This window comes from Micromonospora sp. CA-248212 (assembly GCF_050948405.1).
In the GTDB taxonomy this organism is placed as follows: domain Bacteria; phylum Actinomycetota; class Actinomycetes; order Mycobacteriales; family Micromonosporaceae; genus Micromonospora.
This window is the reverse complement of record NZ_CP192023.1, coordinates 922,197-940,560: the sequence shown is the minus strand read 5'-3', so window position 1 is coordinate 940,560 and position 18,364 is coordinate 922,197. Positions and strand designations below refer to the sequence as shown.

19 protein-coding genes are annotated in these 18,364 nt (G+C 69.7%); 9 read left to right on the top strand and 10 right to left on the bottom strand.

What is annotated here, in order from left to right:
- Nucleotides 1-23: 23 nt before the first annotated feature.
- Entirely contained in the window at nt 24-1,874 is a 1,851-nt protein-coding gene (locus ACQP03_RS04440) for a phosphoenolpyruvate carboxykinase (GTP) (RefSeq protein ID WP_357130217.1), read from the bottom strand.
- Nucleotides 1,875-2,316: 442 nt separating this feature from the next.
- Here ACQP03_RS04440 and ACQP03_RS04435 point away from each other — a divergent pair, with 442 nt between their 5' ends.
- The 3 genes from ACQP03_RS04435 to ACQP03_RS04425 all read left to right on the top strand — a co-directional run bounded on the left by ACQP03_RS04435 (nt 2,317) and on the right by ACQP03_RS04425 (nt 4,259).
- Nucleotides 2,317-2,853: a GtrA family protein gene (locus tag ACQP03_RS04435; RefSeq protein WP_396832117.1), complete on the top strand. Its 537-nt coding sequence runs from the start codon at nt 2,317-2,319 to the stop codon at nt 2,851-2,853.
- A gap of 63 nt (nt 2,854-2,916) precedes the next feature.
- Nucleotides 2,917-3,615, top strand: a complete 699-nt coding sequence (locus ACQP03_RS04430) for a GtrA family protein (protein WP_357130419.1) — start codon at nt 2,917-2,919, stop codon at nt 3,613-3,615.
- On the top strand, nt 3,612-4,259 hold the full coding sequence (locus tag ACQP03_RS04425) for a MaoC/PaaZ C-terminal domain-containing protein (protein ID WP_357130223.1): 648 nt from the start codon (nt 3,612-3,614) through the stop codon (nt 4,257-4,259). The genes ACQP03_RS04430 and ACQP03_RS04425 overlap by 4 nt, the downstream gene beginning before the upstream one ends.
- 45 nt (nt 4,260-4,304) lie before the next feature.
- Here the strand turns inward: ACQP03_RS04425 and ACQP03_RS04420 are convergent, their stop codons facing one another.
- On the bottom strand, nt 4,305-4,877 hold the full coding sequence (locus tag ACQP03_RS04420) for a PH domain-containing protein (RefSeq protein WP_357130226.1): 573 nt from the start codon (nt 4,875-4,877) through the stop codon (nt 4,305-4,307).
- A gap of 176 nt (nt 4,878-5,053) precedes the next feature.
- A complete protein-coding gene (locus tag ACQP03_RS04415) occupies nt 5,054-5,929 on the bottom strand; it encodes a biotin--[acetyl-CoA-carboxylase] ligase (protein WP_357395904.1) in 876 nt (291 codons plus the stop codon).
- A gap of 85 nt (nt 5,930-6,014) precedes the next feature.
- Between ACQP03_RS04415 and ACQP03_RS04410 the strand changes: the two genes are divergently transcribed.
- Complete coding sequence (locus ACQP03_RS04410) at nt 6,015-7,598, top strand: acyl-CoA carboxylase subunit beta (protein ID WP_357130232.1); 1,584 nt, start codon at nt 6,015-6,017, stop codon at nt 7,596-7,598.
- Between the two features lie 156 nt (nt 7,599-7,754).
- Here the strand turns inward: ACQP03_RS04410 and ACQP03_RS04405 are convergent, their stop codons facing one another.
- The 4 genes from ACQP03_RS04405 to ACQP03_RS04390 all read right to left on the bottom strand — a co-directional run bounded on the left by ACQP03_RS04405 (nt 7,755) and on the right by ACQP03_RS04390 (nt 11,046).
- Nucleotides 7,755-8,615, bottom strand: a complete 861-nt coding sequence (locus ACQP03_RS04405) for a hypothetical protein (RefSeq protein WP_357395900.1) — start codon at nt 8,613-8,615, stop codon at nt 7,755-7,757.
- The gene (locus tag ACQP03_RS04400; RefSeq protein ID WP_357130238.1) at nt 8,608-9,108 is read right to left on the bottom strand and encodes a SigE family RNA polymerase sigma factor; all 501 of its coding nucleotides are present in this window, start codon (nt 9,106-9,108) and stop codon (nt 8,608-8,610) included. The genes ACQP03_RS04405 and ACQP03_RS04400 overlap by 8 nt, the downstream gene beginning before the upstream one ends.
- A gap of 62 nt (nt 9,109-9,170) precedes the next feature.
- Nucleotides 9,171-10,154: a ketopantoate reductase family protein gene (locus ACQP03_RS04395; RefSeq protein ID WP_357395897.1), complete on the bottom strand. Its 984-nt coding sequence runs from the start codon at nt 10,152-10,154 to the stop codon at nt 9,171-9,173.
- Nucleotides 10,155-10,302: 148 nt separating this feature from the next.
- On the bottom strand, nt 10,303-11,046 hold the full coding sequence (locus ACQP03_RS04390) for a M50 family metallopeptidase (protein WP_357130244.1): 744 nt from the start codon (nt 11,044-11,046) through the stop codon (nt 10,303-10,305).
- A 151-nt stretch (nt 11,047-11,197) separates the two neighbouring features.
- On the opposite strand from ACQP03_RS04390, the gene ACQP03_RS04385 reads away from it, so the two are divergent.
- Nucleotides 11,198-11,554, top strand: a complete 357-nt coding sequence (locus ACQP03_RS04385) for a Uma2 family endonuclease (RefSeq protein WP_357395894.1) — start codon at nt 11,198-11,200, stop codon at nt 11,552-11,554.
- A 125-nt stretch (nt 11,555-11,679) separates the two neighbouring features.
- Entirely contained in the window at nt 11,680-12,432 is a 753-nt protein-coding gene (locus ACQP03_RS04380; RefSeq protein ID WP_357130422.1) for a GH25 family lysozyme, read from the top strand.
- 82 nt (nt 12,433-12,514) lie between these two features.
- On the opposite strand, the gene ACQP03_RS04375 is transcribed toward ACQP03_RS04380, so the two are convergent.
- Nucleotides 12,515-12,748 carry a hypothetical protein gene (locus ACQP03_RS04375; RefSeq protein ID WP_141907885.1) on the bottom strand — a complete coding sequence of 78 codons (234 nt, stop codon included), beginning with the start codon at nt 12,746-12,748 and terminating at the stop codon, nt 12,515-12,517.
- Nucleotides 12,749-12,835: 87 nt separating this feature from the next.
- Nucleotides 12,836-14,821, bottom strand: coding sequence for a serine/threonine-protein kinase (locus ACQP03_RS04370; RefSeq protein ID WP_357395888.1), 1,986 nt, complete (start codon nt 14,819-14,821; stop codon nt 12,836-12,838).
- A gap of 90 nt (nt 14,822-14,911) precedes the next feature.
- Here ACQP03_RS04370 and ACQP03_RS04365 point away from each other — a divergent pair, with 90 nt between their 5' ends.
- On the top strand, nt 14,912-15,106 hold the full coding sequence (locus tag ACQP03_RS04365) for an acyl-CoA carboxylase subunit epsilon (RefSeq protein ID WP_357130254.1): 195 nt from the start codon (nt 14,912-14,914) through the stop codon (nt 15,104-15,106).
- 89 nt (nt 15,107-15,195) lie between these two features.
- Entirely contained in the window at nt 15,196-15,654 is a 459-nt protein-coding gene (locus tag ACQP03_RS04360) for a hypothetical protein (RefSeq protein ID WP_355048897.1), read from the top strand.
- A gap of 292 nt (nt 15,655-15,946) precedes the next feature.
- Here ACQP03_RS04360 and ACQP03_RS04355 read toward each other — a convergent pair whose 3' ends face one another.
- Entirely contained in the window at nt 15,947-16,084 is a 138-nt protein-coding gene (locus tag ACQP03_RS04355) for a hypothetical protein (protein WP_357130258.1), read from the bottom strand.
- Between the two features lie 1,131 nt (nt 16,085-17,215).
- On the opposite strand from ACQP03_RS04355, the gene mycP reads away from it, so the two are divergent.
- Nucleotides 17,216-18,181 (top strand): type VII secretion-associated serine protease mycosin, encoded by a 966-nt coding sequence (gene mycP / locus ACQP03_RS04350; protein WP_433461131.1) that lies wholly within the window; start codon nt 17,216-17,218, stop codon nt 18,179-18,181.
- Nucleotides 18,182-18,364 lie beyond the last annotated feature (183 nt).

The following is an 18,364-nucleotide window of genomic DNA, read 5'->3' as shown; positions in this document are numbered from 1 at the left end:
TTGTTGCCCGCGGCGGGCGATGTTCACACCTGGCGCTGGGGCTGTACCGCGTCCAGTCGGGCGCGCAGCGCGTCCAATTCGGCCCACAGCACGCCGGGCAGCTTGTCACCGAACTTCTCGAACCACTCGGTGATCATCGGCAGCTCGTTGCGCCACTCGTCCGGGTCGACCTTCAGCGCGATCCGGACGTCCTCCGGGGTCATGTCCAGTCCCTCGACGTCGAGCGCGTCCTGCGCCGGGACCATGCCCACCGGGGTCTCGACCGCGTCGGCCGTGCCCTCGATCCGCTCGACGATCCACTTGAGCACCCGGGAGTTCTCGCCGAAGCCCGGCCACAGGAACGAGCCGTCCGGATCCTTGCGGAACCAGTTGACGTAGTAGATCTTCGGCAGCTTGGCCTCGTCGCCGTCGGCGCCCTTGCCCATCTCGATCCAGTGCCGGAAGTAGTCGCCCGCGTGGTAGCCGATGAAGGGCAGCATGGCCATCGGGTCGCGGCGGACCACACCCACCGCGCCGGACGCGGCGGCCGTCGTCTCGGACGAGAGCGTCGCGCCCATGTAGACGCCGTGCACCCAGTCGCGAGCCTCGGTCACCAGCGGAATGGTGTCCTTGCGGCGGCCACCGAAGAGGATCGCGTCGATCGGTACGCCGTTCGGGTCGAAGTACTCGTCGGCGAGGATGGGGCACTGCGTGATCGGGGTGCAGAACCGGCTGTTCGCGTGCGAGGAGAGGCTGTCGCTCTCCGGCGTCCAGTCGTTGCCCTTCCAGTCGATCAGGTGCGCCGGGGGCTCCCCCATGCCCTCCCACCAGACGTCCCCGTCGTCGGTGAGGCCCACGTTGGTGAAGACCGAGTTGCCGCGGTCCAGCGTGCGCATGGCGTTGGCGTTGGTCTTCCAGTCGGTGCCGGGCGCGACGCCGAAGAGGCCGTACTCCGGGTTCACCGCGTAGAGCCGGCCGTCCGGGCCGAACCGCATCCAGGCGATGTCGTCGCCGATGGTCTCGACCTTCCAGCCCGGGATGGTCGGCTCCACCATAGCCAGGTTGGTCTTGCCGCAGGCGGACGGGAAGGCCCCGGCGATGTGGTGGACCTTGCCCTCCGGCGAGGTGATCTTGAGGATGAGCATGTGCTCGGCGAGCCAGCCCTCGTCCCGGCCCATCACGCTGGCGATACGCAGCGAGTAGCACTTCTTGCCGAGCAGCGAGTTGCCGCCGTACCCGGAGCCGTACGACCAGATCTCGCGGGTCTCCGGGAAGTGCGAGATGTACTTGGTCTCGTTGCAGGGCCACGGCACGTCCTGCTGGCCCGGAGCGAGCGGGGCGCCGATCGAGTGCAGCGCGTGCACGAAGTCCGCGTCGTCGCCCATCGCCTCGAGGATCGCCGCGCCCATCCGGGTCATGATGCGCATCGACGCCACCACGTACGGGCTGTCGGTGATCTCGACACCGAACATCGGGCTCTCGGCCTCGACCGGGCCCATCACGAACGGGATGACGTACATGGTGCGACCGCGCATCGAGCCGCGGTACAGCTCGGTCATCGTCCGCTTCATCTCGGCCGGCGCCATCCAGTTGTTGGTGGGGCCGGCGTCCGCCTCGTCGACAGAGCAGATGTAGGTGCGCTCCTCGACCCGCGCGACGTCGGACGGGTCGGTGCGCGCGTAGAACGAGTTCGGCTTCTTCTCCGGGTTCAACCGGATGAGGGTGCCGGCCTCGACCAGCTCATCGGTGAGGCGGCGCCACTCCTCGTCGGACCCGTCCACCCACACGACCCGGTCGGGGGTGGTCAGTTCCGCGACCTCACGGACCCAGGCAAGCAGTTTCGGATGGGACGTCGGGGCCTGATCGATACCCCGCACTACAGCCGGAGCAACCATGACACATCTCCTTGTGGTCGACGCTGACCGATCTATGGGATGCACGAGTCTCAGCGACGCGAAGCGCCGCCTTCGTGGAAACCTGGGATTGGGCTCAGCGTAAACCGGGCAGCCTTCCGAGTCAGTGGGACTGGTTGTGAAGAACTGCACAAGGTACGGCCACGCTGCGGCATCACGATCTGATACCCGCTTTCCTGCGCAGTTTCACGCAAATCTTGTTGTGCACCCCCGGTCGACGCGTGTTGCGGTCGGGCCGTCAACCCACCCTGCCGACCGGTTCGCGGATTCCCGTTCCGAGCCGCGTCAGTCCTCCCTTCTGGTTACGCTGCGTTCAACGGCGGCACACCGACTGACAGGGCCGCCATAGGCGACGATGTCCCCCTCGCCGTTGCTCCCCCGCCGACACGTCCACAGCCGGTAGGCTCGCCCCGTGGCCGCCACGATGACCGGGGAGCAACCGGGCCCCCGGCAGACCCGACCGGGTCTGGTCCGCGCACTGCTCGACCGTTTCGGTCACCTCGTGCGCGAGTTGAGCAAGTTCGCCACGGTGGGCGGGATTGCCTTCCTCGTCGACTTCGCGCTCTTCAACTACCTGACGACCGCGCGCGGCATGGAGCAGGTGACGGCGAAGACGATCTCGACCGTGATCGCTGCGACCTTCGCCTTCCTGGGCAACCGCTTCTGGACCTGGCGGCACCGCCAACGCAGCAACCCGGCGCGGGAGTACGCGCTGTTCTTCTTCTTCAACGCTGTCGGCCTGGGGATCGCGGTGGGCTGCCTCGCGATCAGCCGGTACGGGCTCGGCAGCATCTGGCCGGCGGTGTTCCAGACGCAGCTCGCCGACAACATCGCCAGCTTCGTCGTGGGCACCGGCCTCGGGACGCTGTTCCGATTCTGGTCCTACCGGCGGTTCGTCTTCGTCGAAGCGGGAACACCGGTCGTTCCGCAGGTGGAGCACGACCGGGATCACGGGGCGTGACCTGCCGCCCACCTCGTCCGGCCGGTGATCGCCGGCTTCACCGACTGCCCTAAGGTGTTTCGCATGCGTCTTGTCCGTCTGCTGCCTGAGCGCTGGCAGAAGTTCATCCACGAGGCGCTCAAATTCGGCATCGTCGGCGGTGTGAACACCGTCATCAATTACGCCGTGTTCAATGTCCTTGCACTTACCGTTTTCGTCAACGGTCAGTTGAAGGCGAACGTGATCGCGACCCTCGTCGCGACGATCACGTCGTACCTGATGAATCGTCACTGGACGTACCGGGATCGCCCGAAATCGGCGCTTCGCCGGGAGTACGTCCTGTTCTTCCTGTTCAACGGTGCCGGCCTGCTCATCGAACTGGGCGCGGTGGCCGCAGCCAAGTACGGCCTCGGCGTACACGGCCTGCTGGCGCTGAACGTGGCGAAGACCGCCGGTGTCCTGCTGGGCACCCTGTTCCGGTTCTGGTCGTACCGCACCTTCGTCTTCCAGCCCGTCGCACCGGCCGCGGACGCCACGAAGACCGAGCCCACCTGGCACGACATCCCGCGTGACGAGTGGGACACCATGGCCGAGATGGACCCGGTCGCCGAGCTGGCCGAATCGGTCTCCGAGCTGGAAGAGGCGCAGTCCGCCGACCGGCCCGGCCCGACACCCGGCCCGACCGGCGCCGCTCCCGTGCAGGGGCGGCCGATGACCGCCGACCTGGACGCGGAACTCGCCGCGGAGCTGCACGCCGGCACGCGTCGCGCACCCCGCCGGTGACGGCTCCCGCCCCCCGCTCCGGCACCGGAGCGGCCGCCGAGCTGTTCTTCGAGGACCTCGTTCCGGGGCTCACCGTCGACCTCGGGACGGTGACCGTGGACGGCGACGAGATGCGGGCCTTCGCCCGACGCTTCGACCCGCAGTGGTACCACGTCGACCAGGAGCTGGCCGAGGCCAGTCGGTACGGCGGGGTGATCGCCAGCGGCTTCTACACGGTCAGCCTGTTCATGCGGGCGTACGTCGATCACCTGCTGTCCCGCGCGGCGGCGGACGCCTCCCCCGGCCTGGAGGAGTTGCGGTGGCTCGCCCCGGTCCGGGCCGGTGACCGTCTCGCCGTCCGGGTCGACGTGATGGGCGCCCGCCCCTCGGACGCTCGCGCGGGGCTCGGCACCGTCATCCTCACCGGCACCATGCTCCGCCTCGGCCCGGACAACCAGCCCGAGCAGGAGGTGCTGCGGACCCGCTTCCGTGGCTGGTTCGCGCTACGGCCGGTCGAGACAGACCCCGAGGCCGGGCCGTCCTCGACCGATCCGGCTCCCGCTCCGCCAGAACAGGCTGGGGCAGAGCCGGCTGGAGTAGAGCCGGCTGCGGCGGAACAGGCTGCGGCAGGGCCGGCGGCGGCCGGGGCAGGTCAGCACACCTGACCACTCCGACCCGTCCTCGGGCCGGAGTGGTCAGCGCCGATCGGCTCAGCTCGTGGTGTCGCGCAACGGCTTGCCCTCGCGCATGTCGGCGAGGATGTCGCGCATCTCCCCGTCGCCCAGCGAGTGCTTGTCGTGCTGCGCCTCGACCAGCTCGTAGAGGGTGGTCTGCACCCGGCCGACCCCCGGTACGTCCTTGAGCACCGACTGGCCGCGTTCGCCGGCGGACTCGATGGTGAGGGTGCCGCAGCCGAGCATCCGCTCGAAGAAGTGCTGGTTCATCGAGTGGTCGTTGATCCGGGTGAGCGGGAGGTCCCGCCGGTCCCGGGAGAACACACCCTGCTGCAACAGCACGCGCTCGTTGGTGAACAGGTAATGGGTGGTACGCCAGACCAGGAACGGCCACAGACCGAGCCAGAGGACCGCGACCAGGCCGATCGCGCCGATCACGGCCAACGCGATCGAACCGCCGGAACTCTCGGGCAGCAGGAGCACGCCGACCACCACGGCGGCGATGGCGAGGACCAGCACCAGGATCGGCCGGACCAGAGCCTTCCAGTGCGGGTGTAGGTGCAGCACGACGTGCTCGTCCTTCGTGAGCACGTCTTCGGGGAACGCCACGACAACCTCCAACGCCTTTTCTTTGACGCGCCGACCGTAATCCCCGAAGGCCACTCGGCGACATCCGCCACGCGGCCCCACCCGAGCTTCCGCGATCTTGCACTTTCGGTCGCCGTTACGCGGCCTTGAGCCCGGTACGCCACGACAGAAAGTGCAAGATCGCCGCGCAGGGAGGGCTAGCGCAGGTGGAGGACGTCTCCGGCGGCGATGGATCGGGTTCCGGTGGGGGTGGTTAGTTGGAGTTGGCCGTCAGCGTCGATGCCGGATGCGGTGCCGGTTTGGGTCTCGCCGTTGGGCAGCAGGACCCGTACCTCGCGACCGATCGTCGCGCAGGACGCCAGGTAGGCGTCGCGCAGGCCGCTCGCCTCGGCGTCCCCGCCGGCGGTGCGCCAGCGGTCGTACCAGTCCGCCACCGAGCGCAGCAGCGCCCGGAGCAGCGGATCCCGGTCGGTGGCCGCCGCGCCGGCCAGTTGCAGCGAGGTGGCCGGCAACCCGGTCGGGTTCACCGGCAGTTCGTCGGCCCGCAGGGTCACGTTGAGGCCGATGCCGAGGACGATGGCGGGCGGTTGGGCCGGCGAGCGCCCCGGCACCGCCTCGGCCAGCACACCGGCACACTTCGCGTCGCCGATCAGCAGATCGTTGGGCCACTTCAGAGCGGCGTCCAGCTCGGCCAGCCGGGCCACCGCCTCGACCAGCGCGACGCCCGCGAGAAGCGGCAGCCAGCCGTACCCCGTGGGTGGAACCGCCGCCCAGTCGCGGTCCGGCACGGCCTCGCCGGGCCGCAGCAGGACGCTGGTGGCGATGCCCGCGCGCGGCGGCGACTGCCAGACCCGGCCGCGCCGACCCCGCCCGGCGGTCTGCCGCTCCGCGACCACGACCAGCCCCTCCGGCTCGCCCGTGGCGGCGGCCTCGGACACGTCCGCGTTCGTGGAGCCCGTCTCGGCGTGCAGCTCCAGGCGGGCCCACGGTCCGTTCGGCGCGACCAGCGCGCGCCGCAGCCGGGCCGCCGACAGCGGCGGTCGGTCCAGATCGGTGTACGGGGAGCCCGGCATCCCGTCAGCCTACGGCGGCGAGCGGTGCCGGCGTTGAGGCGTACTGCACAGACGCTCCCACCTGAACCATCGTTATATTCCCTGGGTGACTACCGAGACCGGGACCAACATCCACAGCACTGCCGGCAAGCTGGCGGACCTGGAGCGCCGGGTCGACGAGGCGGTGCACGCCGGGTCGGCGCGCGCGGTCGAGAAGCAGCACGCCCGGGGCAAGAAGACCGCCCGCGAGCGGATCGACATGCTGCTCGACGAGGGTTCCTTCGTTGAGCTGGACGGGCTGGCCCGGCACCGGTCCACGGCCTTCGGGCTGGAGCGCAACCGCCCGTACGGCGACGGCGTGGTGACCGGCTACGGCACGGTCGACGGCCGGCAGGTGTGCGTCTTCGCCCAGGACTTCACCGTCTTCGGCGGCTCGCTCGGCGAGGTCTTCGGCGAGAAGATCGTCAAGGTGATGGACCTCGCCATGAAGATCGGTTGCCCGGTGATCGGCATCAACGACTCCGGCGGCGCCCGCATCCAGGAGGGCGTGGTGTCGCTCGGCCGGTACGGGGAGATCTTCTTCCGGAACGTGCGGGCGTCCGGCGTCATCCCGCAGATCTCGCTGGTGATGGGGCCCTGCGCCGGCGGCGCGGTCTACTCCCCGGCGGTCACCGACTTCACCGTCATGGTCGACCAGACCTCCCACATGTTCATCACCGGCCCCGACGTGATCAAGACGGTCACCGGCGAGGACGTCGGGATGGAGGAGCTGGGCGGGGCCCGTACGCACAACACCCGCAGCGGCAACGCGCACTACCTCGCCAACGACGAGGACGACGCGGTCGACTACGTCAAGGCGCTGCTGTCGTACCTGCCGTCGAACAACCTCGACGAGCCGGTCGTCTTCTCCGTTGACGCGGATCTCGACGTCACCGACGAGGACCGTGAGCTGGACACGCTCATCCCGGACTCGGCCAACCAGCCGTACGACATCCACACCGTCATCGAGCACGTCCTGGACGACGGGGAGTTCCTCGAGGTCCAGCCGCTCTACGCGCAGAACATCGTCATCGGCTACGGCCGGGTGGAGGGCCGCCCGGTCGGCGTGGTCGCCAACCAGCCGATGCACTTCGCCGGCACCCTGGACATCGCCGCCTCCGAGAAGGCAGCCCGGTTCGTGCGCACCTGCGACGCGTTCAACATCCCGGTGCTGACCTTCGTCGACGTGCCCGGGTTCCTGCCCGGGACCGGCCAGGAGTGGGACGGCATCATCCGCCGGGGCGCCAAGCTCATCTACGCGTACGCCGAGGCGACCGTCCCCAAGGTCACCGTGATCACCCGCAAGGCCTACGGCGGGGCGTACGACGTGATGGGCTCGAAGCACCTCGGCGCGGACCTGAACTTCGCGTGGCCGACCGCGCAGATCGCCGTGATGGGCGCGCAGGGAGCGGTGAACATCCTCTACCGCTCCGAGCTGGCCGGCGCCGAGGACCCGGCGGCGGTCCGGGCCCAGAAGATCGCCGAGTACGAGGACACCCTGGCCAACCCGTACGTGGCGGCCGAGCGCGGGTACGTCGACTCGGTGATCGCGCCGCACGAGACGCGTACGCAGATCGTCCGGGCGCTGCGCGTCCTGCGCACGAAGCGGGAAACCCTGCCCCCGAAGAAGCACGGCAACATCCCGCTCTGACCCTGGCGCCCGGTCGCGCTCTGGCGTCGTCGCGCTCCGGCGTGCTCCGGCGTGGTCGCGCTTGATCCGCGCAACTTCGGGGAAACTGCTGCTTCCCGGCGGCGGGAGGCAGCAACATCGCCGACGTTGTGCGGATCTTCGCCGCGCGGCCGGCAGTCAGCAGGCCGGGTTGGCGGCGGCGCACATCCGGCGAGCGGCGACCTCCGCCAGGCGGCGCAGATCCAGCTCGGTGCCGGCCTGCCCCAGTCTGAGCACGGTGATCAGGTCACCGACCCGAACCACGGCGGTGGTGTCCGGGCGGTGCGCCGAACCGATCGGCTCGCCCGTCTTCTGGTCGACGGGCTGCGTACCGGTGTGCCGCAGCAGCGCGGCCCCGTCGCCGGCGAAACCCCGCTGGACCACCGCCCAACGGTGCGTCGCCGTCCCGCTGCCCGTTGCGCCACCCACCTTGTACTCGCCAACGCTGGTCCACTCGGCGCACGGGGCGACCACGTCGTCCAGCGTGGCGAGAAGCTGGATGGCCGCGTCCGGGGTCAGCCGGAACAGATCCTGCGTGATCAGGCCATCCGATTGGGTGAGGATCGGCGCGGCGCGTCTGGGCACCAACGTCTGTGAGCGGGACACGATGGAAAACTCCCAGCCATCGGAGCGCCCCTGGCTCGTCCGGCAGGCGCCGAGCATGGGATCCAGCAGGACCGGCTCGCCCAGCCCCGATTGGCTGAGCTGCACCTCGACCTGCTGGGACAGGTCGGCCGGCTGCAGCAGGGCGTCGGTAGTGATCTCGTGCCGGGTCGGCGAGGCGGAGGGGGCGGCGGCCGGCGGGGACGGCGGCGGAGACGTCCTCGGGGCGGCGACCGCCACGGCAGAGACCCCGGCGAGAGCCAGTACGACGCCGGCCACCACGATCCTGCGCTGGCTGCGGCGACGGGCTCTGCCGCGGATCTCCTCCGGGGCAGGCCAGCGCACGTCCCGCAGCTCCCGCTGGATCTGTTCGACGAACGTCGGGTCGTCACGCATCGGTGGCCTCCTCCAGGTCAGAGACGGCGAGCAGGCCGGCGAGCGCGGTACGCCCCCGGGAGAGACGGGCCTTGACGGTGCCGACCGGGGCAGCGGTCTCCCGCGCCACCTCGGCGACCGGCATGCCGACCAGGTAGTACAGGGCAATGGCGACGCGCTGCTCCTCGGGCAGCCGGCGCAGGGCGGCGACCACCTCGACGGTGTCGGTGCCCGGCCCGGGGACGGTCTCGGTCGCCCCGTGCCGCAGGTACGCGCGGGCGCGACTACGCAGGCTGCGCCACCGGCTGACGGCGATGCGGCTGGCCACCACCCGTACCCACGCCTCCGGGTCGTCGTACCCGCTGATCGTCGACCACCGCTGCCAGGCCCGGATGTACGCCTCCTGCACCGCGTCCTGGGCCTCGACCCGGTCGCCGGTGAGGGCGTAGACGAAACCGAGCAGCCTTTGTCGGCTCCCCCGGTAGAACTCGTCGAACCCGTCGACGTCCGGCACCCGTTACCTCCCCGTGTCGGTCGCAGGGAACACGCGCCGTGCGGGGCCTCCGGTTGCCCGGTTCAGGCGATCATCTTCTCCAGCTCGGCGAGCGGGAACGCGCCGGCCGCGATCCTCTCCCGGCTGGCCCGCCGTACCGCCCGCTGCACAGCCACGTTCGCTGGCGTCGGTACGCCGTGCAGCCGGCCGAGTAGCGCGATCTCCCCGTTGAGGTGGTCGACCTCGGTCGAGCCGGTGCCCCGGGCGAGGCTCTGCCAGGTGGAGCCGCCGGACCGGTCGGCGCCCCCGACCGGGCGCTGCTGGACCAGGTCGCCGCGCTCGGCCCGCTCCTGGGCCGGGGAGGTGTGCGGGATGCGGGCGGCGGCGAGCGCGGCGACGCCCTCGGCGCGTACCCGTTCGACGAGGGCGTCCGGGATGTCCTCCCCGAGCAGCGCCTGAAGGCCGTTGCCGAGGTTGCTGAGCAGCTTGCCGTACTTCCAGCTCAGTACGTCCTCGCGGACCGGCGCGACGAAACCGGCGGCGGTCAGGTCGGCGGCGATCGCCCGGTCGGTGTCGTCGGCGCCGCCCGGATAGCGGCCGATGTGGAGCATCCCGGGGTGCGGATGTCCGTTCGCCACCACCACGCCCGGATCCAGGTGGGTGGCCGGCAGCCAGACGCAGACCGGATGCACGTCGGCGAAGAGCCGCAGGGCGGCCCGCTCGTTCGCCACCCCGTTCTGCGCGGTGACCAGCGGCAGTCGCTCGCCGGCCGTCCCGCCGCCGGCGACGGGAGCGTCCACCCACGTCGCCAGCGCCGCCTCGGTGTCCTGCGACTTGACGGTCAGCACCAGCACCGTGTCGGCGGGCAGCAGCCGGTCACCCGGGCCGTCGATGGCGGCGAGCCGGGCGGTCACGTCGCCGTCGGGCTGCCGCAGCGTCAGGCCGCGCTCCCGGATCGCGTCCAGGTGCGCGCCTCGGGCCACCAGGGTCACGTCCCGGTCGGCCTGCGCCAGCCGTACGCCGATGGTCCCGCCAACCGCGCCCGCCCCGATGATCACGTATCGCATGGGCCCATTCTGCCCGCCGCCCCGCGGCACCCCGTCGATCATGGAGTCATGGTGCCCGAATGCATAAGGATTGCGGCTTTGGTGGCCCACCACAACTCCATGATCGACGGGGAGAGGGCCGGGGAGGGGGCCGGGGACGGGGCCGGTGTCAGAGGGTTAGGCCGGCGTCGGTGAGGATGGGGCCAGCTAGCAGCAGGGCGCCGGCTATTAGGGCGACCAGGTTGACCAGGGCGAAGAACGTGACCCAGAAGAATGCCGGGAACGGGGTCAGCCCGGCGAGCTGGTCGGCGTCGGAGGCGGGCATCCGGCCACGCGCGCGCAGGCGTTGCAGCTCCACCACCGGCCGCACCCCGCCGAGCAGCAGGAACCACACCCCGGTGTACGCGAACGCGGCCTGCACCTGCGGCGTCGCGTACCAGGAGACGGCGAACACCAGCGCCCCGGTGACCAGCAGCGACACCACACCGAACGCGTTTCGGATCATGACCAGCATGGCGAGCAGCAGCACCACCGCGACCCAGAGCAGGAGGGTGATCCGGTTACCGCCGAGCAGCCACGCGCCGGCCAACCCGATCAGCGGCGGGGCGACGTACCCGGCGAGCAGTGTCAGGATCATGCCCGGTCCGGTGGGCCGACCGGCGGAGAGCGTCAGCCCGGACGTGTCCGAGTGCAGCCGGATGCCACGCAGCTTGCGACCGGTGAGCAGAGCGACGAGCGCGTGCCCGCCCTCGTGGGCGATGGTGATGGCGTTGCGAGCGATCCGCCAGGGCAGCCGGGTGGACACCACCACCAGCGCGACGGCCGCGGTGATCAACACCAGCAACGGGGGCGGGTCCGGCTGCGCGCCGAACAGCGTGTCCCACATCTCGCCCAGTCCGTCGATCGACATCATGGGGCGCGAGCCTACCGGCGGCGTTCCGGGTCGCTGCCGAGGCACCGGCTCGTATCCTGTGAGACTGATCGGGTGGCGAGTGAAGCGGGAGGTGCGGGCCGATGAGCGCGGAACCCCTGGGACACCACGTCGGGCTGATCCTGGCGGTCTGTTGGTCTATGAGGCGATCAACGTCCGGCTCGACGTCGACCGGGTCGTCATTCCGGATCTCGTCGTGACCGACATCGACGACGACGGCGCCTTTCTGGACGCCGAGCGGGTGACCCTCGTCGGCGAGATCGTCTCGCCGGGCAACGCTGCCGCTGACCGCCTGGTCAAGATGCAGCTCTACGCGATCGCGCGAATCCCCTGGTACCTGCTGGTCGAGCAGGACGGTGACGGTCATTCGCTGCGTCTGTACCGGCTCGACGGCGAGCACTACATCGAGGATCAGGTCGCCAAGGCCGGCGAGACGTTGAGCATCACGAAGCCGTTCCGCTGGCAGCTCGACCCGGCCACGCTGCGCTGATCCGTTCGACTCCCGCCACCGGACGATCGCAGCCCATCGATGAAAGTTTTCTCTACAGCTATTGCGATCAAGGGCACTTAACTCCAAAGATGGGCGTCAATAGACCGGCGTCCCTGGAGGCACTCATGGCCCGTACCCGATCATCGCTGCGCCGCGCGCTCGCCGCCGGCCTCACCGTCCTCGCCACCGCGGCGGCGACCCTGGTCGCGACCGCCGGCCCAGCGGCGGCGGCCACCACCGCCGGCGTCGACGTGTCCCACTACCAGGGCAGCATCAACTGGACCAGCGTCCGGAACGCGGGCATCGAGTTCGCCTTCATCAAGGCGACCGAGGGCACCAGCGTCAAGGACTCCGCCTTCAACGCGAACTACGTCAACGCCTACAACGCCGGGGTGATCCGCGGGGCGTACCACTTCGCCCGGCCCAACATCTCCGCCGGCTCGACCCAGGCCAACTACCTGGCCTCCAACGGTGGCGCGTGGTCGGCGGACAGCCGCACCCTGCCGGCCGCGCTGGACATCGAGGCGAACCCGTACAGCGGCGGCTACTGCTACGGGCTCAGCACCACCGGGATGCGCAACTGGGTGCAGGACTTCCTGAACACCTACCGCTCGCGCACCGGCCGGTACGCGGTCATCTACACCACCACGAGCTGGTGGAACCAGTGCACCGGCAGCTGGACCGGCCCGTGGGCCAACCACCCGCTCTGGCTCGCCCGCTGGTCGAGCACCCCCGGCGCCCTGCCGGCCGGTGCGCCGGTGTGGAGCTTCTGGCAGTACACCAGCAGCGGCGCCGTCTCCGGGATCAGCGGCAACGTGGACCGCAACTACTGGAACGGCGACCGGAGCCGCCTCATCGCCCTCGCGAACAACACCTGATCGGGCGGTTGGCGGCAGCGGGATCGACTATCACCTCACGGTGCACAATCGGTCCGGCTGCCGCCACACCACCGGTTACGGGTCAGGCCCGCCGTCGGCTCATCGCCGGCACCATCACCGGAGCGTCCTCGCGGACGACCGCATCCCGCCGGCTGAGCCGCCGGACGCCCACCGCACCAACGGCGATGGCGACGACGCCGAACAGCGCGACGAGTACCGGAAGCCCAACGCTGATCAGCAGCAGTGCCACATCCCCGAGTGCGACGAGCATCCACAGTGCCAGCCGGGGCCGGGCGTTCCTGTATCGGTAACCCATGTCGCACCTCCCTCCGTCGTTGGAGATCAGATACCCCGAACGACGCAAGAACATGCGAGAGAGGTTCGTGCAGGTGCGGAACGCCGGTCAGTTGACCCGGTCGGGCTTGAAGCCCTTGACGATCTGGTCGAAGTTGGCGAGGTTGGCCTGCCAGTCCTTCTCCGCGATCTCCCACCGGATGGCGTAACCCCGGTTGCTGGCGGTTACGAAGCCCCGGTTGCGCACGTGGACGCGGGTGTTGTTCCGGGTCTCCAGCCACTCCCAGTCGGCGCAGGTCCGGTACCAGTCGCAGGCCTTGATGCTGCCCACCAACTGGTAGTTGGTGACCAGATTCCGGCGGTACGGTTCCTTTTCCTTCCAGTCGGCGACCGCGTCCTTCAGCGGGGTGGGAGTCCACTGGACCAGCATCTTGCCGGGCCCGCCGGACTGGTTGAAGATGGCCGTGTCCGAGCCGGTCTGACCGCCGCTCCAGCCGGGTGGGAGCGGGATGGAGAAGGTCGGCCCCTCGTACAGCTTCCAGCCGGCCGGCAGCGCGTTCGGGTCGGCCGACGGCGTGGCCGAGGGCGTCGCACTCGGTGCGCCCGTGGTGGGCGGAGGCGCCGCCGGAGCGGAGGACTGCGCTGGCGCCGACGTCGCGGCCGCCCCGGTCGTCGGGCCGGCCTGCGGGCTCTCGGTGTCGTCGCCGTTGGTCAGCATGGGCACGATCACCACGAGGCCGACCAGCAGCAGGGCCACCAGCGCACCGATCAGCACGTTCCGGCGCGTGTTGTTCGACTTCGTACCGTCGAACACCGGCACCGCCGCGCGCCCGGCCGGACCCACCGGCGGCATCACCGACGTGGGCGTCGAGGGCTTGCGCTGCTCCGGCGCCACCGGCGGACCGTCGACGGCCGTCGGCTCGTCGTCGCCTGCCGTCGTACCGTCATCGGGTTTGTCGTCGGCGGCCGGCACCGTCGCGGTCGGCTCAGCCTCGGACGGGCGGTCGATCTTCGCCGTCGGTTCGGCCGGCACCGTTGCCGTCGGCTCGGCGTCCGCGCCGGCCGGCACGACCTCCGTCGGCGTCGCGTCGGCCACCGCCGGCCCGGCCGCGGCGGCGGCTACCGGCGGCGGGGTACGCGGAGCCGGTGGCGACACCGAACGATCGGCGACCTCCTCGGCCGGCCGTGGTGCCGGTACGAGCGGCGGGCGCGGCTCCCGTGGACCGTTCGGCCCCGGCCGGCGTACGCCATCGAGCAGTGAGATCCCGCGCGCCCGCTTGCCCCCGGCGCGGCGCAGCAGCCGCTCGGCCACCTCCGCGGTGATCCGCTCGTTCGGGTCCTTCTGGAGCAGCCCGGTGAGCACCGCCTTGAGCGGGCCGGCGTTCTTCGGCGGCGGCATCGGCTCGGTGGCCAGCGCGGCGAGCGTGGCGATCGCGGACGGCCGCGCGTACGGCGACTTGCCCTCCACCGCCGCGTAGAGCGTCGCGCCCAGCGACCACAGGTCGGCCTCTGGGCCGGCGGTGCCCTCCCGGGCCCGCTCCGGCGAGATGTACGCGGGCGAACCGAGCACCATGCCGGTACGGGTGACGTTCGGGTCACCGGGGATCGTGGCGAGGCCGAAATCGGTCAACACCACCCGGCCGTCCTCGCCCAGCAGCACGTTGCCCGGCTTGACGTCGCGGTGCATGACGCCCGCCTTGTGCGCCGCGTTCAGCGCGCCCAGCACGCCCAGGCCGATCTCGATCGTGCGGGCCACCGACACCGGCCCGTCCTCGGCGAGGGTGTCCTGCAACGACCTCGACGCCACGTACTCCATGACGATCCACGGGTCGCCGTCGGTCCGCAGGACGTCGAAGATGCGTACCACGTTGACGTGGTTGAGCCGGGCGATGGCCCGCGCCTCGCGCAGCGACCGCTCCCGCATCTCGCGGCGTTCCTCGTCGGTGAGGCCGGGCGGCGGCACCAACTCCTTGATGGCGACGTCCCGGTGCAACACCTCGTCGCGCGCCTTCCACACCCGACCCATGCCACCCTGGCCGAGCGGCGACAGAAGCCGGTATCGGTCAGCGACGAGTTGGGGAAGCGCGTTCGACATCGCTGAGACGGTACCCGGACCCGCCGACGGTCACACCGCCGGCACGCCACTGTGCGTGTGACGTGACTTCGGGCCGCGTACCCTGGCGGCATGCCTGCCGAAGAGCCGCTGTTCCGGGTCGTCCGCGGCGTGCCCACCGCCGAGGAATTGGCCGCCCTGGTCGGGGCGATCATCGTGCGGTCCCGACCGGCTACCGCACCCGCGCCGACGGCCACGTCCGCCTGGGCGCGCAGCGGCCGGCCCGCCCGCCCCGACACCTGGCGGGCCTCCGGTCTGCCTCGCTGACCCCGGTTCCCATTCCGGGGGCTGCCAGGATGGCGCGTAGCCGTTAACCTCACTGAGGGAAACGGTGCGGTGACGGACAGGGAGGGTCGATGATCCCCGAAGAGGACCAACCGGCGCCCTGGCTGCACGGCTACGGCGGCATCGAGGCCGACATCCGTCAACTCCGCGAGTTCGCCGACCGGCTCGCCGCCGAGGTCGAGAGCAACTACGCGCCCCACCTGCCGTACATCGCCGAAGACATGTCCGCGAAGGTGCCCAACCCCTGCGACGCGTTCGTCGAACTGGTCACCTTCCTGCACGCCCACCACGAGACGCAGCAGGCCACGACCGACATGGTGTACGCCGTCCGCGGCGCCACCGGCCACCTTGCCGCCGTCGCCGACCGCGTCGCCACCCAGTACGCCGACAGCGACGCCTTCTCCGCCGCCCGCGCCGTGGACGTCCAACACGCCCTCGCCGACCCGGGAACCGTCCTGCCCGGCAGCCGGACGCCGACGCTGAGCGACCCCACCGGCCCCGACAGCGAAAGGCCGGTGGTCCTCCCGTGATCGAGCGTGGTGGCGGCCGCACCTCAAGCCAGACCGACTGGCACCTGATGGACCTCAACAGCATGTGGGCGTGCCTCCAGGACCACGACACCACCAACCACTGGAAACAGGTCGCCGGCTGGCGCAAGGTCTGCGACCTCGCCCAGATCCACCTCGGCCGACTTCAGGAGTACCGGCGGGGCCTCGCCGAGGCATGGCCCCCCGAAACCAGCGCCGCCTCCGGCACGTACCTCGCCCAACTCGACGACCTGATCGCCAAGGTGCGACACACCCACGACGCCGCCGCCGCCAACTACACCGCGCTGTCCGCCGCCACCCAGGCCATCGGCACCACCCGCGCCGAGCTGCGCAAGCTCCACGAGGAGTACGCGACAAAGCTCCAACAGAAGCGGGCGTACGAGGCCACCGCCGCCGACCCCAAGGCGGTCATGGGCAATCGGGTCGTGGACGCGCCCGTGACAGATAGCGACCTGGAACGGCTGAACGTGCAGGCGCGGGCAATGATGTTCAACCTCAGTGGCGAACTACAACAAGCCCAAGCCACCCTCCAAAAACCCCCACCCAGCCCTAGGATTAATCCGGTCATTGACCATAGCGACGCAGATGTGTATGGCGGACCCTCCGCCGCTCCAGTCATTCCTCCGATAGTGCCGGTTCCACCTCCACCGTCACCCATTCCCAGCCCGGGCTCCACTGCCGGGGGCCCTGCCGGGAAAGCCTCGACCTCTGGCATCGGACCTGTACTTGGCGGGATAGGCGGCACCATTGTCCCTGGCCCTTCAAGTCCAGCCCCGCCGACCAGCCTGACGGTATTACCATCAATTAACTCAACACCTAGCATCGGAGCAACCCCGATGCCGCCCATTATCCCTACACACGGTCCAACCTCTGGCGCCCCCTCGTCACCAAGAACGAATAACCGCTTGGACGCCGGAGCAGGGTTGAGGGGAAATCCGTCAATACAGCCTCACCCAATGCCACCCGGGGGCCTGATCGGGGGAATGCCTGGAGCCGGAATCGGGCAGCCCGGAACCAATGCCGCCTCGCCACGAAGGATCAACCCAGTTGGTGGAGTGATCGGTGGAGGGGGTGCCGGAACCGGGCCGACAGGTGGTGCTGGCTCTCGTCCGGGCGGCGGGCGCGGCACAGGCGCCTCAAACGGGGTAACACCATTTAGCATCAGCACTGGCAACGGTGGTGCCGGCGGCACCCCAAGCAGTTACTCAACGCTGCGGCCCGCCACACCCGTCAAGACCGATGAACAGGTGAGTGACTGGGATCCAGATAATCCATGGAAAACCGCTGAGGGGGTCGCACCGGTTGTTCGACCACCCGACGAGAAGGGTCCCATCGATCCCGGTCCTGCTATTGGTTTCGGTCGTTGACTCTCCATAGTTTTGGGACGGCAATAGCTGCTCTAGGCCTACTCGCAGCACCCTTATACGCGTTGAATCACGCTGAGATACTGACGCTCGGAGGCTCGGACCGCATACGTGGCGACCAGTGGCATCTAACCTTTCTCAAGGTCACTGAGGCACACACGGTCAGCCGTGGCAGAAATGTGATCGTGGCTATACCGGATACAGGAATCGAACCCCATCCGGATCTGCAGGGCAATCTATTAGCGGGAGCCGATGTTGTTGCCGACGGCGATGGCCGGGAAGACGAAACCGGCCACGGCACTGGAATGGCCGGCTTGGTGGCTGCGCACGGCCTATCTAATAACACGGGCGCCCTTGGGATTGCTCCCGAGGCTAAAATTTTGCCGATCCGAACAAGTCGCAGCAACGAAGATGGCGATAGCGACAGCCTGGCTGCCGGGATTGAATTCGCTGTCAGCGAAGGAGCCGATATAATCAGTATCTCCTCCGCAGCGGGGCCGAATTCCAAGCTTCGACGCGCCGTCGCGGCAGCGATACAGGCAGACGTAGTAATTGTGGCCGGGGCAGGCAACAAACCTCGCGACACGGTTATCGGTTATCCTGCGGCTTATCCAGGAGTTATCGCTGTTGGGGGCGTGGATCAACAGGGGCATTCTGCCAGCTTTTCGGTCGGCGGACCAGAAGTCGATGTAGTGGCGCCGGCGGTTGACATTTACAGCACGAGCGTCGACGGCAAGTATCGCAAGGGCACCGGCACCTCTGACGCAACGGCGATTGTGGCCGGGGCGGCGGCGTTGATCAGGTCGAAGTATCCCTACCTGCCGGCGCAGGAAGTGGCCCACCGGCTTACGGCAACGGCCATCGACAAAGGCCCGCCTGGCCGGGACGACGAGTACGGGTACGGCGTTATCGATCTTGTCGCGGCGCTAACGGCAGACGTACCCCCGCTAGGTTTTGAATCGGTGAGCGCGCCCGCCGGCGGTGGCCCGACCACGGCGGCCGATGCTCGGCCGGACGAGGATGACGGCTCGGCGGTTCGGGGCCTTGCCACCCTTGGCGTGATCGTCGCCGTTGGGGTTGGGTGGGCCGTCGTGGCACGGCGTCGGCGGCGCGGTGATGATCCGCCGCCCAGAATCAGCCGCTAGGCGTGCCCGGCGCCTCGATCGACTCGGGTTCCTTGAGGTTGGGGTGTCTGGTGGCTTGGGATGCCGCGGTTTGCTGGAAGCCGAGTGGATCACGGCGGCGGGCGTCCTTGATGGCGCGATATCGGCGATCGGGAGTCGATCAAGGACGCGGCGCGGCGCTGAGGGCCAGGAACGGGTGTCGGG

Bases quoted from the DNA above. Each gene is read 5' to 3' on its own strand.
- ACQP03_RS04395 (WP_357395897.1), bottom strand. From the start codon at position 10,154: ATGCGATACGTGATCATCGGGGCGGGCGCGGTTGGCGGGACCATCGGC.
- ACQP03_RS04435 (WP_396832117.1), top strand. From the start codon at position 2,317: ATGACCGGGGAGCAACCGGGCCCCCGGCAGACCCGACCGGGTCTGGTC.
- ACQP03_RS04360 (WP_355048897.1), top strand. From the start codon at position 15,196: ATGATCCCCGAAGAGGACCAACCGGCGCCCTGGCTGCACGGCTACGGC.
- ACQP03_RS04370 (WP_357395888.1), bottom strand. From the start codon at position 14,821: ATGTCGAACGCGCTTCCCCAACTCGTCGCTGACCGATACCGGCTTCTG.
- ACQP03_RS04365 (WP_357130254.1), top strand. From the start codon at position 14,912: ATGCCTGCCGAAGAGCCGCTGTTCCGGGTCGTCCGCGGCGTGCCCACC.
- ACQP03_RS04405 (WP_357395900.1), bottom strand. From the start codon at position 8,615: ATGCGTGACGACCCGACGTTCGTCGAACAGATCCAGCGGGAGCTGCGG.
- ACQP03_RS04355 (WP_357130258.1), bottom strand. From the start codon at position 16,084: ATGACCGCCTTGGGGTCGGCGGCGGTGGCCTCGTACGCCCGCTTCTGT.
- ACQP03_RS04375 (WP_141907885.1), bottom strand. From the start codon at position 12,748: ATGGGTTACCGATACAGGAACGCCCGGCCCCGGCTGGCACTGTGGATG.
- ACQP03_RS04390 (WP_357130244.1), bottom strand. From the start codon at position 11,046: ATGATGTCGATCGACGGACTGGGCGAGATGTGGGACACGCTGTTCGGC.
- ACQP03_RS04415 (WP_357395904.1), bottom strand. From the start codon at position 5,929: ATGCCGGGCTCCCCGTACACCGATCTGGACCGACCGCCGCTGTCGGCG.
- ACQP03_RS04440 (WP_357130217.1), bottom strand. From the start codon at position 1,874: ATGGTTGCTCCGGCTGTAGTGCGGGGTATCGATCAGGCCCCGACGTCC.
- ACQP03_RS04380 (WP_357130422.1), top strand. From the start codon at position 11,680: ATGGCCCGTACCCGATCATCGCTGCGCCGCGCGCTCGCCGCCGGCCTC.
- ACQP03_RS04430 (WP_357130419.1), top strand. From the start codon at position 2,917: ATGCGTCTTGTCCGTCTGCTGCCTGAGCGCTGGCAGAAGTTCATCCAC.